Source organism: Massilia litorea (assembly GCF_015101885.1).
In the GTDB taxonomy this organism is placed as follows: Bacteria; Pseudomonadota; Gammaproteobacteria; order Burkholderiales; family Burkholderiaceae_D; genus Telluria; species Telluria litorea.
The window spans coordinates 1,519,729-1,534,171 of the sequence record NZ_CP062941.1 but is presented as its reverse complement, the minus strand read 5'-3'; the positions used below and the strand labels follow the sequence as shown (position 1 = coordinate 1,534,171).

Genomic DNA, 14,443 nt, shown 5'->3' with positions numbered 1-14,443 from the left:
TCGCATACCCATGGAGTCCGTCATGCCCGATACCGTCGCGCCACAAGCCGCGCAGGATGCTGTCCCGTCCCGCCTCAATAACTCAGCTTTAACTGCGGTCACCCTCGACGACAAATACACTGCGAAGTCAGGCAACATCTTCCTGTCGGGCATCCAGGCCCTGGTACGCCTGCCGATGATGCAGCGCGAGCGCGACGGCGCGGCCGGCCTGAACACCGCCGGTTTCGTGTCCGGCTACCGCGGTTCGCCGCTGGGCGGCCTCGACGAGACCCTGTGGAAAGCAAAAAACCACCTGGAGGCGAGCCACGTCCAGTTCGTGCCGGGCGTGAACGAAGACCTCGCGGCGACCGCCGTCTGGGGCACGCAAACGGTGGACCTGATCGGCCCGACGAAATACGACGGCGTGTTCGCCATGTGGTACGGCAAGGGCCCCGGCGTGGACCGCTGCGGCGACGTCTTCAAACACATGAACCATGCCGGTACCGCAAAGCATGGCGGCGTGCTGCTCGTCGCCGGCGACGACCACGGCGCCTATTCGTCGACCCTGCCGCACCAGTCGGACCACATCTTCTCGGCCTGCATGATCCCGGTCCTGTACCCCTGCAATGTGCAGGAATACCTGGACCTCGGCGTGCACGGCTGGGCGATGTCGCGCTTCTCGGGCTGCGCCGTGGCTTTCAAAGCGCTGGCCGACACGGTCGAATCGAGCGCCTCGGTCGACGCCAATCCGCACCGCGTGCAGGTCAAACTACCGCAGGATTTCGCGATGCCGGAAGGTGGCCTGAATACGACATTGTCTTCGGTCCCGCTGGGCCAGCAGGCGCGCAACCAGGAAGCGCTGATGCAGGACTATAAGATCTACGCGGCCCTGGCCTATGCGCGCGAAAACAAGCTGAATCACAAGACGATCGACAGCCCGAACGCGAAGCTCGGCATCATCGCCTCGGGCAAATCCTATCTCGACGTTCTGGAAGCGCTGGAAGAACTCGGCATCGATGAGGCGATGGCGGCCAAGGTCGGCCTGCGCCTGTTCAAGGTCGCGATGATCTGGCCGCTGGAACCGGAAGGCGTGCGCGAATTCGCGCAGGGCCTGGACGAAATCCTGGTGGTCGAGGAAAAGCGGCAAGTCGTCGAATACCAGTTAAAGGAACAGCTGTACAACTGGCGCGACGACGTCCGTCCTCACATCATCGGCAAGTTCGACGACAAGGGAGAATGGGTTGCGCCGCGCGGCGACTGGCTGCTGCCGCCGAAGGCCGATTTTTCAGTTGCCCAGGTCGCGCGCGTGATCGCCGGCCGCATCGCACGCCTCGTTACGGACGAGGCCACGCGTGACCTGATCAAGGCCCGTCTCGCCTTCCTCGATGCCAAGGACACCGTGCTGCAAAAGGCGATCACCACGCCCTTCCGCCCAGCCTTTTATTGCTCCGGCTGCCCGCACAACACGTCCACGAAAGTGCCGGACGGCTCCTTCGCATTGGCCGGCATCGGCTGCCACGTGATGGCAACGTCCATCTACCCGGAGATGAACAAGCTGACCACCCACATGGGCGGCGAAGGCGCGCCCTGGATCGGGCAGGCCGCGTTCTCGAAAGTGCCGCACGTGTTCCAGAACCTGGGCGACGGGACGTACTTCCACTCGGGCTATCTCGCCGTGCGCGCCGCCGTGTCGGCCAAGGTGAACATCACTTATAAAATCCTGTACAACGACGCGGTCGCGATGACCGGCGGCCAGCCGGTCGACGGCCAGACCTCGGTGCCGATGATCGCCCAGCAGATGGCGGCCGAGGGCGTCAAACGCATCGCCCTCGTCACCGAAGATTTGTCGCGCTACGCGGACCGCTCTTCGCTGCCGGCGCTGGTGACCCTGCACGACCGCAAGGAGATGGACGACATCCAGCGCGAACTGCGCGAGCTGCCGGGCGTGTCGGTCATCATCTACGACCAGACCTGCGCGGCCGAGAAGCGCCGCCGCCGCAAGAAGGGCGAATTCCCCGACCTGCCCAAGCGCATGGTCATCAACGAAGCCGTCTGCGAAGGCTGCGGCGACTGCGGCATCCAGTCGAACTGCGTCTCGATCCTGCCGAAAGAGACCGATTTCGGCCGCAAGCGCACCATCGACCAGTCGTCCTGCAACAAGGACTATTCCTGCACCAAAGGCTTCTGCCCGAGTTTTGTCACGGTCGAAGGCGGCACGCTCAAAAAGAGCAAGGCGGGTATGTCGAAAGACGCCGGTGACGACGGCTGGGGTGTACTGCCCGAGCCGATGCTGCCGTCGGTCGAGCATCCGTACAACATCCTGATCAACGGCATCGGCGGCACCGGCGTCATCACCGTCGGCGCGCTGATGGGCATGGCCGCGCACCTGGAAGCCAAGGGTGCTTCGGTGCTGGACATGACCGGCATGAGCCAGAAGAACGGCTCCGTCACCTCGCACGTGAAAATCGCAGCGACGCCGGAGCGCCTGCGCGCCCAGCGCATCGCCACCGGCGAAGCGGACCTCGTGCTCGGCTGCGACATGCTGACCACCGGCGCCGCCGACGCCATTTCTAAAATGCGTCCGGGGCGCACGCTGGCCATCGTCAACCTGCACGAGCAGCCAACCGGCACCTTTGCCCAGAACGCCGACTGGCAGTTCCCGGCCGACGACGTGCGCGGCCTGATCGTGGAAGCGGTCGGCGGCGCGTCCGGCGCCGATTTCGTCGACGCCACCAAATTAGCGACTGCGCTGATGGGCGACTCGATCGCAACGAACCTGTTCCTGATGGGTTACGCCTGGCAGAAAGGGCGCATCCCGCTGACCGAAGCATCGCTGATGCGGGCGATCGAACTGAATGGTGTCGCCGTGGCCTCGAATAAAAAGAGCTTCCTCTGGGGCCGTCGCGCCGCAGTCGATTTCAAGCGCGTCGAAAAGGTGGCAACGCCGGCCCAGGCCGTGCTGGTGCAGATGCCGCAAAGCCTCGATACGGTCATCAAGAAGCGTGTCGCGTTCCTGACCGGCTACCAGGACGCGGCCTATGCCGGCCTGTATGCCGAGCTGGTGGAGCGCGTGCGCGCGGCCGAAACGGCAGCGGGTCTCGGGAATAAACTGTCGATGGCGGTGGCGAAGTACTACTTCAAGCTGATGGCGTATAAAGACGAATACGAAGTGGCGCGCCTGTACACCGACGGCCGCTTCCTCGAGCAGGTGAAATCGCAGTTCGAAGGCGATTTTAAATTCAAGTTCAATCTGGCGCCGCCGCTGTTCGCGAAGAAGGATGCCAAGGGCCAGCTGGTCAAAAAGGAATTCGGCTCCTGGATGCTGGGCGCGTTCAAAGTGCTGGCTAAACTGAAAGGCCTGCGCGGCGGCGCCTTCGACGTGTTCGGCCACACCGCCGAGCGCAAGATGGAGCGCGCGCTGATTGTCGAGTATCGCCAGATGATCGACATGCTGCTGCCGTCCCTGAACGGCGCCTCGTATGCCACCGCCGTCGAGCTGGCGAACCTGCCGGAACAGATCCGCGGCTTTGGTCACGTGAAGGAAAAGGCGGTCGAAGCTTTCCGTGCCCGCAAGGCGGAGCTGCTCAGCGGCAACATCAAGAAGCGCGCAGCTTAATTTCTGGCGTTGTACCGCGTGGACGCGGGAGTCCACCCTCCCTAGGGTGGGCACTTGTGCCCACGCGGTCTCATCCGTCGATCATCCTGCATCCCAAACTTGACGTTAACGTTAACGTCATATACCGTACAAATCGAACCTGTCCGCGTCCGACTTCCAGAAGGAACCCCATGAACGACATCACCACCGCCGCCAAGCTCGAGCTGCCGGAGCAGCCGAAGCTCGCCAACAAGGTCCGCTTCGTCACCGCCGCGTCGCTGTTCGACGGCCACGATGCCTCGATTAACATCATGCGCCGCATCCTGCAGTCGAACGGCGTCGAAGTCATCCACCTCGGCCACAACCGCTCGGTCGACGACGTCGTCACCGCGGCCCTGGCCGAAGACGTGCAAGGCATCGCCATTTCCAGCTACCAGGGCGGCCACGTCGAATATTTTAAATACATGATCGACCTGCTGCGCCAGCGCGGCGGCGCGCACATTAAAGTCTTCGGCGGCGGCGGCGGCGTGATCGTCCCGTCCGAAATCGAAGAACTGCACGCCTATGGCGTCACCCGCATCTTCAGTCCGGAAGACGGCCAGCGCATGGGTTTAGTCGGCATGATCCGCTCGATGATCGAAGCCTGCGACATCGACCTGACCCCGTACGCGCCGACCGCCCTCGCCCCGCTGCAATCGGGCGACATCGCCGAGCGTCACCGCCCGCTGGCCCAGCTGATCACCGCGCTGGAAAACGGCAAAGTCGACCCGGAACTGCGCAAGCAGATCGTGGAAGCGGCCGACCTCGTGAAAGTCCCGGCGCTCGGCATCACCGGCACCGGCGGCGCGGGCAAATCCTCGCTCACCGACGAACTCATTCGCCGCATCCGCCTCGACCAGAACGACCGCCTGAACATCGCGGTCATTTCGATCGATCCGTCGCGCCGCAAGTCGGGCGGCGCCCTGCTCGGCGACCGGATCCGCATGAACGCGATCAATCCGTGGAACGGCCAATCCCGCGTCTTCATGCGCTCGCTCGCAACGCGTGAAGCCGGCTCCGAGATTTCGCATGCACTGCCGGACGTGATCGCGGCCTGCAAAGTCGCCGGTTTTGATCTCGTGATCGTCGAGACTTCGGGCATCGGCCAGGGCGATGCGGCCATCGTGCCGCACGTCGACGCCTCGATGTACGTGATGACCCCGGAATTCGGCGCCGCCTCGCAGCTGGAAAAAATCGACATGCTCGATTTCGCCGATTTCATTGCGATCAACAAGTTCGACCGCAAGGGCGCGCAGGACGCGCTGCGCGACGTGGCCAAGCAGTACCAGAGAAATCGCGAACTGTGGAGCCAGAGCCCGGACCAGATGCCGGTGTTCGGCACGCAAGCCTCGCGTTTCAATGACGACGGCGTCACCGCCCTCTACCACGGCCTGCTGCCGAAGCTAGCGGAACTGGGCCTGCACATCGAGCCGTCGAAACTGGCCGTCCCATCGCAGAAACACTCGAGCGGCAAGAACGTGATCGTCCCGCCGGCCCGTGCACGCTACCTCGCCGAGATCGCCGACACCGTGCGCGGCTATCACAACAACACCGCGAAACAGGTGAAACTCGCGCGCGAGCGCCAGCAACTCAGTGAAACCAAGCGCATGCTGGCCGCGGCGAATCGCGAAGTGGTCCTCGACGACCTGATCACCGAGCGTGACAATGCGATGGACGCCGGCGCCAAGAAACTGCTGGCGATGTGGCCCGACATGCAGGCCGCTTACGCCGGCGACGATTACGTCGTCAAAATCCGCGACAAGGAAATCCGCACGACCCTGGTGCAGAAAACCCTGTCCGGCACCAGCATCCGCAAGGTCGCGCTGCCGAAGTTCGAGGACCACGGCGAAGTGCTGCGCTTCCTGATGCTGGAAAACGTGCCGGGCTCCTTCCCGTTCACTGCCGGCGTATTCGCCTTCAAACGCGAAGGAGAGGATCCGACCCGCATGTTCGCCGGCGAAGGCGATGCCTTCCGCACCAATAAACGTTTTAAACTGGTCTCGACCGGCATGGATGCGAAGCGCCTGTCGACCGCCTTCGATTCCGTCACCCTGTACGGCGCCGACCCGGCCCTGCGTCCGGACATCTACGGCAAAGTCGGCAACTCGGGCGTCTCGATCGCCACCCTGGACGACATGAAGGTGCTGTACGACGGCTTTGATTTGTGCAGCCCGAGCACGTCCGTCTCGATGACGATCAACGGCCCGGCGCCGACCATCCTGGCGATGTTCATGAACACCGCGATCGACCAGCAGATCGACAAATTCGTGGCCGACAACCATCGCCAGCCGACCGCCGACGAAGCGGCAAAAATCAAGGAATGGGTGCTCGCCAACGTGCGCGGCACGGTGCAGGCCGACATCCTGAAGGAAGACCAGGGCCAGAATACCTGCATCTTCTCGACCGAGTTTTCCTTGAAAGTCATGGGCGACATCCAGGAGTATTTCGTCCATCACCAGGTCCGCAATTTTTATTCGGTGTCGATCTCGGGCTACCACATCGCCGAGGCGGGCGCGAACCCGATCTCGCAGCTGGCGTTTACGCTGTCGAACGGTTTTACGTTTGTCGAAGCCTACCTGGCGCGCGGCATGCACATCGACGATTTCGCGCCCAACCTGTCGTTCTTCTTCTCGAACGGCATGGACCCGGAATACACGGTGCTGGGCCGCGTCGCACGCCGCATCTGGGCCGTCGCCATGCGCGACAAGTACGGCGCCAACGACCGTTCGCAGAAGCTGAAATACCACATCCAGACCTCGGGCCGCTCGCTGCACGCGCAGGAAATCGATTTCAACGACATCCGTACCACGCTGCAGGCGCTGATCGCGATCTACGACAACTGCAACTCGCTGCACACCAATGCGTATGACGAAGCGATCACCACGCCGACCGACGAATCCGTGCGGCGCGCACTGGCGATCCAGCTGATCATCAACCGCGAATGGGGCCTGGCCAAGAACGAGAACCCGAACCAGGGCTCGTTCATCATGGACGAACTGACCGACATGGTCGAAGAAGCCGTGCTGCAGGAATTCGAGCGCATCGCCGAGCGCGGCGGCGTGCTGGGCGCGATGGAAACCGGCTACCAGCGCGGCAAGATCCAGGAAGAGTCGATGCTGTACGAGCACAAGAAGCACGACGGCTCGCTGCCCATCATCGGCGTCAACACCTTCCGCAACCCGAAAGGCGCGGAAGCCCCGGCCACGATCGAACTGGCCCGTTCGACCGACGATGAAAAGCAGTCGCAGCTGACGCGCCTGGAAGCCTTCCATCAGCAGCACGCCAGCGAGGCCCCGGCCGCACTGGCCGCATTGCAGCAGGCGGCGATCGACAACGAAAACGTCTTCGAGAAGCTGATGGACGCTGTGCGCGTCTGCTCGCTGGGCCAGATCACCACGGCCCTGTTCGAGGTGGGTGGGCAGTACCGCCGCAATATGTAAGCAGCATCCTCGGCTGGCGCCGTTCGTGCGCCAGCCGGCGCATCCCCGTTCGCGGGACGCGCCCTCGTCCTCACGTCTCCATCCTGAAACGCAGCATCCCGGTGCACCGCTTGTGAATTTTCGATAGATTCCTCAAGGAAAAAAAGCGTATCATCCTGCAAAGTTCTGCAGTGAAACTGCTGCCACAGTCAAAGGGGAATCTATGTTTTGGGTAATCTTAATCGGCGTAGCCGTGGTGATGGTGCTCGCCGCCGTGGGTAAATCCACGATGCGGAAGAGCGCGAAGGAAGCTTACGACAACAGCCTTGCCAAGCTGACGGCGGATCCGACCAATGCCGGGCTGCGCATGACCACGTTGAACCTGGGACGGACCTATGCCAACCTCACGCGCGACCAGAAAGGCGTGACCGTTTTCGACGAAGTCGCGCTGATGAACGACATCAATGCCGCTTGCGGGTCGGCGTCCCTGGCCACGCCTACCGAAAGGACACCGCAGCGTGCGGCAAGCGGCGGCCCCTCCCTGCAGGAGCGCCTGAAGCAACTGGAGGAACTCAAGCGCCAGGGGCTCGTCAGCGACGCCGAATACGGCTCGAAGCGGAACCAGCTGCTGGCCGAGATCTGATCGGAACCGCGAGGGCCGCGCCGGCGGCCGGCGCGCTCAATCCCTCCGCAACGCCTCCACGGCGTCCGGAGGGATTTGTTTTTTGACTGCCCGCGCCGGTGCGGCGATGCTGCGGTACATCAGGCGCTGGACGCCGGGCAGCTTCAGGCCGGCGGCGAACATCAGGTCGCGCCACAAGCCGTTGCCGTCGGCCTGGAAACAAGGCGTCAACGCCTTGCTCAGCATCTGGTAGTTGCGCACGGCGCACAGCCGCGCCTTCGAATAGGCTGCCGCGCCGGCGGCCGCACCGTGCAGGCGGACGGCGTTCGCCAGCGCCAGCGCATCCTGCACCGCCAGCGTGCTGCCCAGGCCAAGCTGGGGACTCATCGAATGCGCGGCGTCGCCGATCACGCAGACGGGACCGCCCGCCAGCCGCCGGGCGCGCGCATGGCGGTAGGTGGCGAGCGCGAACTGGTCATGGCGTTCGATCTGATCGATGACGGGCGCCGCCTGCGGCCAGAGGGCGCGCAATTCGTCCTTCCACTCCTCGATCGGACGCGCCTGCCACGCGGCATAGTCGGCGCACGGTAAACTCCAGAACATCGACAGGCGCAACTTGCCGTCCACGCGCGCCGTCGGCATCAGGCCGAACATCTTGCGCGTGGTCTCGTAGCGCTGCTCGAGCAGGGCCTGCCCGTCCCAGTCGGCGACATCGAACATCGCCCACAATGCCCCCCATTGATAGACCGTGGAGGCCACCGACAGCCCGACCTGCGCCGGCAAGGTGGATGCCGCGCCATCGGCCATCACGACCAGGTCGAAGCCGGCAGCGCATGGGGCATGCACGGTCGCCCGCTCGCCCTCGACCGTGACCGTCTCGACCGGACAGCCATAGCGGATACGCACCCCCAGCGCCAGCGCGGCCTCGAGCAGCACCTGCGCCAGCGCCGCCCGGCTCACGCCGCGCGCTTCGTGTTCGTCATAGGGGATGTCGACCAGGGTCCAGTTGCGGTGGCAGGTGCCGAGCAGGCGCGTCACCGGCACGCTGGCCGCGTGGAAGGCAGCGCCGACACCCAGCGCATCGAGGGCGGCGACGCCTTGCGGCTGGATCAGCAGGCCCGCGCCGAGCGGACTGAGGGATGGGTGCTTCTCGAAGACCGTCACCGCGTGCCCGAGACGGGCCAGGGCAATGGCGCTCGCCAGGCCGGCCGTGCCGGCGCCGACGATTCCAATACTGAGAAGATTGCTATTTGGCATCATCATGCCATTCTAGACGAGGTCGGCGTCCCTGGGTCGGTGGCGCCGCACAACCCCTGTCAGGCCGGCTGCGCCACGGCTTCCCCGCTACGCTCCACCTGGCGGCGGAAGAAGAACAGCGTAATCAACACCAGCGTAATCGGCACCAGCGTCAGATAAAACGCGAAGTGGCCGCTGAAATTGCCGAACACGTAGCCGGTAATGAACGAGCCCGTGGTGCCGCCCAACGCCGAGAAGATCACCAACAAACCGGTCATGGCCGAATGCTGGTTCTTCGGCAGGGAACTGAGCATGACCGAATTGATGCCCGGGTAGATCGGCGCCATGAACAGGCCGATCAGCGGGAACAGGAAGGTCGCCAGCGGCGCATTCGCCCACGTCACATTCGCGTCGATGGCGAGTTCGCGCGTCAGCGGCAGGGCCAGCAGCACCATCGCCGCCATGCCGATCACGCAGCCGTTCATTACCGTGTACCAGTGCACCTTGCGCATCACGACGCCGGCCGACAGGCGCCCGATCGCGAGGCAGGCCGCGAAGATGCTGGCCACCTGCACGCTCATCGCCGCCGGCAGTTTCAGGATTTCGTTATTAAACGTCGGCAGCCAGGTGCCGACGCTCTGCTCGATCAGCACGTACAGGAAAGCGGTGAGCACGAACACGCACACCAGGGGTTTCGTAAACAGCTTGAACATCGCCGTGAAATCTTCCCAGCGGCTGCGCCCGGCCGGCAGCTGGGCCTCGCTCTCGTCGAAGCGCGTGGAGAGCAGCAGGACGAACGTGAACGCGCACAGTCCGCCCAGCACCCAGTACACCTGCAGCCAGCTCTGCGACTTCGGATTGGCCGAATCAATGAAATGGGCGAACACCCAGTAGGCGCTCAAGACGCCGACCATGAACACGCCCTCCAGCGTATTCATGATGCTGGCGTGGTGGCGGCGGTCGGTCGCGATCAGCCCCAGCGTCGAATACACCGACACCTTGACTAGTGCAAACGCCACGCCCACGCACAGGAACAGCAGCTTGGCCGTCGCAAAACTCGGCAACAGCGGCATCGCCACGCAGGCCGCGGTGACGATGGCCAGCGCGACCAGCATCGCATTCTTGTAGCCCAGGCGCGGCAAAAACGACGCGACCAGGAAGGACACCGCGGCGATCGGCAGGTCCTTGAAAGCCTCCAGGATGCTGGCGCCGGATTTGCTCACGTCGTAGTTGTTGATGACCTGCAGGATCACCGTGCCCACGCTGTTGAGCAGGATCGCGAACACGAAGTAAATCAGGAACAAGGCCAATAAAATGCGCTGGTTTTTCACGCTGTCTCCGTTTTTTATAGTGATGCGCGTGTCAGTAGTCGTTCAGGCGGAATTCGCTCAGGCTCGGGATCACCCGGTCGGCCTGGGTCAGCACGGCGGGACTGCCGATGCCGAGCGCGTACATGCCCGCCGACTTGATCGAGGCGACTCCCGCCACCGCGTCTTCCACGCCCAGGCAGTCCCCGGGCGCCACGCCCAGTGCGGCGGCGGCATTCAGGAAAATCTCCGGATGCGGCTTGCTGTTGGCGATGCGAGCGGCGTCGACCACGTAATCGAAGCGGTCGCGGATGCCGAGGCGATCGAGCACCGTGAACGCGTTCTTGCTGACCGAGGCCAGGCCGATTTTCAGGCCGGCAGCGCGCACCGCAGCGAGGGCGTCAATGGCGCCCGGCAGCAGGTCCGCCGCGCTCATGGTCGCGATCAGTTCCACGTACTGATTGTTCTTGCGCTCGGCCAGCGCCAGTTTTTCCTCCATCGTGTACGTCTTCGGCGAACCCGCGAGAATCAGGTTCAGGGACCCCATGCGGTCCACGCCTTTTAAATTTTCATTGAACGCGTGATCGAAATGCACGCCCTCCGATTCAGCCAGCGCCTTCCAGGCCAGGTAGTGGTAATGGGCGGTGTCGGTGATGACGCCGTCGAGATCGAAAATGACTGCCTTGAAGTGACTCATGCCTGTGCCTCCATCGGGATGCGGGCGTTCGGCGCCGCGCGGGTGAGTTGCACCTCTTGTCCGAGGTGACTGAAGTCCAGCGTATCGCCCGCCAGCAGCGTGTACTCGACCGCGCCGGCATCGACGCGCACCTGCAGCTGGGCGCCGCGCAACTGGATCTTGAACTGGTAGTGCTGCCACTGCTTCGGCAGGGTCGGGGCGAAGCGCAGCGCGCCATCGGAGACGCGCATGCCGGCGAAACCATAGGCCACGCCCATCCAGGTGCCGGCCATTGCCGCCGTGTGCACCCCGTAATGGGTATTGCCGTGGGTGTCGTCCAGGTCAAGGCGCGCCGTCTCCATGAAGTAGTCGTAGGCCTTGTCGTGGTAGCCGACCTCGGAGGCGATGATGCTGAAGATGCAGGACGAGAGAGAAGAATCGTGGGTCGTGACGGCTTCGTAGTAATCGAAGTCGCGCCGCTTGTCTTCCAGCGTGAACTCGTTCGACAGCAGCATCAGCGCCAGCACCACGTCGGCCTGCTTGCAGACCTGGTGGCGGTAGATCACCATCGGGTGGTAGTTCAGCAGCAGCGGGTAGTTCTCTTTCGGCGTGTTCGCGAAGTCCCACACTTTTTTCGACAGGAAGCTGTCGTCCTGCTCGTGGATGCCGAGCTTGCCGTCATAGGGAAGGTGCATGCGCGCGGCGGCGTCGCGCCAGACGGCGACTTCTTCGTCCGTCACGCCGGTCGCGGCGGCGACGCGCGCGAAGTCGTGCGCGCGCTCGCTTGCCAGCTGGTCGGCCATGTCGGCGGCGAAGCGCAGGTGCATGCGCGCCATCGCGTTGGTGTAGTAATTGTTGTTCACCAGCGCCGTGTATTCGTCGGGCCCGGTCACTTCGTTGATGCAGAAGCGCCCTTCGCGGTCATCGCTGCCGATGCCGATCCAGATGCGCGCCGTCTCCAGCACGATCTCGAGGCCCGCCTGCGCCATGTAATCGAGGTCGCCGGTCGCTTCGTAATACGATTTGATGGAATACGCGATGTCGGCGTTGATGTGGTACTGCGCGGTCCCGGCCGGGAAGTATGCCGAGCACTCGCCGCCGGCGATGGTGCGCCACGGGTACAGCGCTCCCTTCGCATGCGCCATCTGGCGCGCGCGCTCGCGTGCCTGCTCCAGGCCGGCGTAGCGATATTCAAGTAACTTGCGCGCGATCTCCGGCTTCGAATACAGGAAGAACGGGAAGATGTAGATTTCGGTGTCCCAGAAATAGTGGCCCTCATATCCCTCTCCGGTCACGCCTTTCGCCGCGATGTTGGTGCGGCCGTCGCGTCCCACCGATTGCAGCAGGTGGTATTCATTGAAGCGAATACCCTGCTGGAGCGCGTCGTCGCCGGCAATCTCGACGTCGGCACTGGCCCAGAAGTCGGCCAGGAAGGCCGCCTGCGAGGCGCACAGCGCTTCGAAGCCGGCTGCCTGGGCGGCCGCGAGCGTCTCACGGGCACGAGCCAGCAATTCTCCTTCCGGATAGTCGCGCGAGGAGTGGTAGCTGCCGTATTTCGTCAGGCGCAGGGTTTGTCCCTCGACGGCGTCGCAGGCGAAGCTCTGGCCGGCGCGCTGGCCTTCCTGCCAGGCGCTCGCCGCGATACCCTCGACGACGGTCTGGATCGCGCTCACCAAACTGAAACCGCTGTTGTGGGTGCGCTGCACGAGGGCCGAGAAGGCATCAACCTGTTCGACCGAGACCGTTTTCAGGGCCGGGCCCGACACCGCCGAGCCGACGCGCGGATCGTCGCCCGCTTCCTGGTTTTTCACGGCGCCATCGAGGAAGGATTTAATCATGACCGTGCCCGAGAAATTCAGCGGCGTCAGTTCGACCTCGATCGCGAACAGGTGCTTATTTGCGAACGACACCACGCGCCGACTGCGCAGCGCGATGCGCTTGCCGTTCGGTGCGGTCCATTCGAGCGAGCGCACCAGCACGCCGCTGCGCAAGTCGAGCACACGCTCGTAGCGCCCGAGGGTGCCGGTCAATGGATTAAAACGTGCGCCGTCGATCTCGATCTCGACGCCCTTCGCGTTCGGCACGTTGAGCATGAACTGGTTTGTCTTGGCCAGCGCAAAGGCCGCCTCCGGATAGACAATCGGCTCGGACTCGTAAAAGCCGTTCAGGTAGGTGCCGTCGAGCGAGGTGCCGGCCGGGCCGGTATAGCCCTCTTCGCCGGTACCGCGCAGGCCGATGTAGCCGTTACCGAGCGCGAACAGGGTCTCGCGCAGGAAGTGGGTACTGGTATCGAAACCGGTCTCGCGGATGCTCCACGGATCGAGCGGAAGGGTCATGGTTGGGCTGTCGGATGGCTGCACGGCGAGTCCTCAAAACGGAGTACGGTGGATCGAAGTCGAAACAAATCAGGCGTCCGCTCGGGCGGACACCGGGATAAAGGGTTGAAGCGGATAAAACTCAGGTCTGGCGCACGATCAGCCTGGTCGGAAGCGTCTCGGAGGCGACCGGCTCGTCGTTCAGCAGCGCCAGCATCTTGCGTCCAAGTAAAACGCCGCCATCGCGCAAATCCTGGTGCACGCTGGTCAGCGGCGGCACGAAACTGGCCGCGCCCGGCGTATCGTCGTAGCCGATCACCGACACCTCGTCGGGCACGCGCAAGCCGTGTTCAGCCAGCGCCCGGATCGCGCCCATCGCCAGCAAATCGCTGGCCGCGAACACGCCGTCGACGGCGTGCTCTCCCTTCTTCTTGAGCAGCGCCGTCATGCTGTCGAAACCGGCCTCGAAGGTGAATGCTTTCGGGCGCACGATGTGGACGATGCCGTGGCCGCGCATGGCCTCGATGAAGCCGGCGCAGCGGCTCTGCACTTCGGCGTGGTCTACGTCGCCGAGAAAGACCAGCTTGCGGCGGCGCTGCTCGATGAAGCGCGCCGCGGCGCTGGCGCCACCGGCGTGGTTGTCGCTGCCGACCACCACATACGAATCGGACGCTTCCGGCGCACCCCAGACGATCAGCGGCAGGCCCACCTTTTGCAAGACCTTGACCGCTTCGCCATGCGAACCCTGGCCCAGCAGGATCATGCCGTCGGCGCCGCGCACCGGAGCGCTGTCGAGCAGCTGGCGTGACGTTAATACAACGGTGTAGCCGGCACTTGTCAGTTCTTCGGTAATTCCGCCGAGCAGGGCCAGCGGATACGGATCCGACATCGGCCGCCCTTTAATGGGCGTCATTTCCACCACCACGGCCACCGAATTGCTGCGGCCCATGCGCAGGTTGCGGGCGCTGATGTTCAGGCGGTAGCCCTGCTCTTCGGCGATGCGGCGCACTTTATCGCGCGTCTTCTCGGTCACGAGCGGGCTGTTGCGCAGCGCGCGCGACACGGTGATCGTGGACACGCCGGCCAGCGCGGCCAGGTCTTCCATCGTCATGCCGGCTTCGCTGCTGCGCTTGATATTTTTGTTGGTCGCCATGGGCTACTTGGGTGAAGGAAACAACTCTGCGTCAAATTATGACAGATTTAAATGACGGTGGAATCACAAATGACATCGATAACAATTTTATTGACATCGATA

At 63.6% G+C, this 14,443-nt stretch carries 8 protein-coding genes; 3 read left to right on the top strand and 5 right to left on the bottom strand.

Going from position 1 to position 14,443, the window contains the following annotated elements; all coding sequences use genetic code 11:
• Window positions 1–22 precede the first annotated feature (22 nt).
• From LPB04_RS06775 to LPB04_RS06765, 3 genes are all read left to right on the top strand, one after another.
• Window positions 23–3,595, top strand: a complete 3,573-nt coding sequence (locus tag LPB04_RS06775) for an indolepyruvate ferredoxin oxidoreductase family protein (protein ID WP_193687965.1) — start codon at window positions 23–25, stop codon at window positions 3,593–3,595.
• A gap of 170 nt (window positions 3,596–3,765) precedes the next feature.
• A complete protein-coding gene (icmF, locus tag LPB04_RS06770) occupies window positions 3,766–7,053 on the top strand; it encodes a fused isobutyryl-CoA mutase/GTPase IcmF (RefSeq protein WP_193687964.1) in 3,288 nt (1,095 codons plus the stop codon).
• Window positions 7,054–7,255: 202 nt separating this feature from the next.
• Window positions 7,256–7,675, top strand: coding sequence for a hypothetical protein (locus LPB04_RS06765; protein WP_193687963.1), 420 nt, complete (start codon window positions 7,256–7,258; stop codon window positions 7,673–7,675).
• 36 nt (window positions 7,676–7,711) lie between these two features.
• On the opposite strand, the gene LPB04_RS06760 is transcribed toward LPB04_RS06765, so the two are convergent.
• From LPB04_RS06760 to LPB04_RS06740, 5 genes are all read right to left on the bottom strand, one after another.
• Entirely contained in the window at window positions 7,712–8,917 is a 1,206-nt protein-coding gene (locus LPB04_RS06760) for an FAD-dependent oxidoreductase (protein WP_227496642.1), read from the bottom strand.
• A 53-nt stretch (window positions 8,918–8,970) separates the two neighbouring features.
• Complete coding sequence (locus LPB04_RS06755; protein WP_193687962.1) at window positions 8,971–10,221, bottom strand: MFS transporter; 1,251 nt, start codon at window positions 10,219–10,221, stop codon at window positions 8,971–8,973.
• Between the two features lie 31 nt (window positions 10,222–10,252).
• Window positions 10,253–10,894, bottom strand: coding sequence for a beta-phosphoglucomutase (gene pgmB / locus LPB04_RS06750; protein WP_193687961.1), 642 nt, complete (start codon window positions 10,892–10,894; stop codon window positions 10,253–10,255).
• Window positions 10,891–13,209: a glycoside hydrolase family 65 protein gene (locus tag LPB04_RS06745; RefSeq protein WP_193687960.1), complete on the bottom strand. Its 2,319-nt coding sequence runs from the start codon at window positions 13,207–13,209 to the stop codon at window positions 10,891–10,893. The genes pgmB and LPB04_RS06745 overlap by 4 nt, the downstream gene beginning before the upstream one ends.
• A 121-nt stretch (window positions 13,210–13,330) precedes the next feature.
• Window positions 13,331–14,341: a LacI family DNA-binding transcriptional regulator gene (locus LPB04_RS06740; protein ID WP_193687959.1), complete on the bottom strand. Its 1,011-nt coding sequence runs from the start codon at window positions 14,339–14,341 to the stop codon at window positions 13,331–13,333.
• Window positions 14,342–14,443 lie beyond the last annotated feature (102 nt).

Coding starts and splice junctions, on each gene's coding strand:
- LPB04_RS06775 (WP_193687965.1), top strand. CDS start 23: ATGCCCGATACCGTCGCGCCACAAGCCGCGCAGGATGCTGTCCCGTCC.
- pgmB (WP_193687961.1), bottom strand. CDS start 10,894: ATGAGTCACTTCAAGGCAGTCATTTTCGATCTCGACGGCGTCATCACC.
- LPB04_RS06745 (WP_193687960.1), bottom strand. CDS start 13,209: ATGACCCTTCCGCTCGATCCGTGGAGCATCCGCGAGACCGGTTTCGAT.
- LPB04_RS06740 (WP_193687959.1), bottom strand. CDS start 14,341: ATGGCGACCAACAAAAATATCAAGCGCAGCAGCGAAGCCGGCATGACG.
- LPB04_RS06765 (WP_193687963.1), top strand. CDS start 7,256: ATGTTTTGGGTAATCTTAATCGGCGTAGCCGTGGTGATGGTGCTCGCC.
- LPB04_RS06760 (WP_227496642.1), bottom strand. CDS start 8,917: ATGATGATGCCAAATAGCAATCTTCTCAGTATTGGAATCGTCGGCGCC.
- icmF (WP_193687964.1), top strand. CDS start 3,766: ATGAACGACATCACCACCGCCGCCAAGCTCGAGCTGCCGGAGCAGCCG.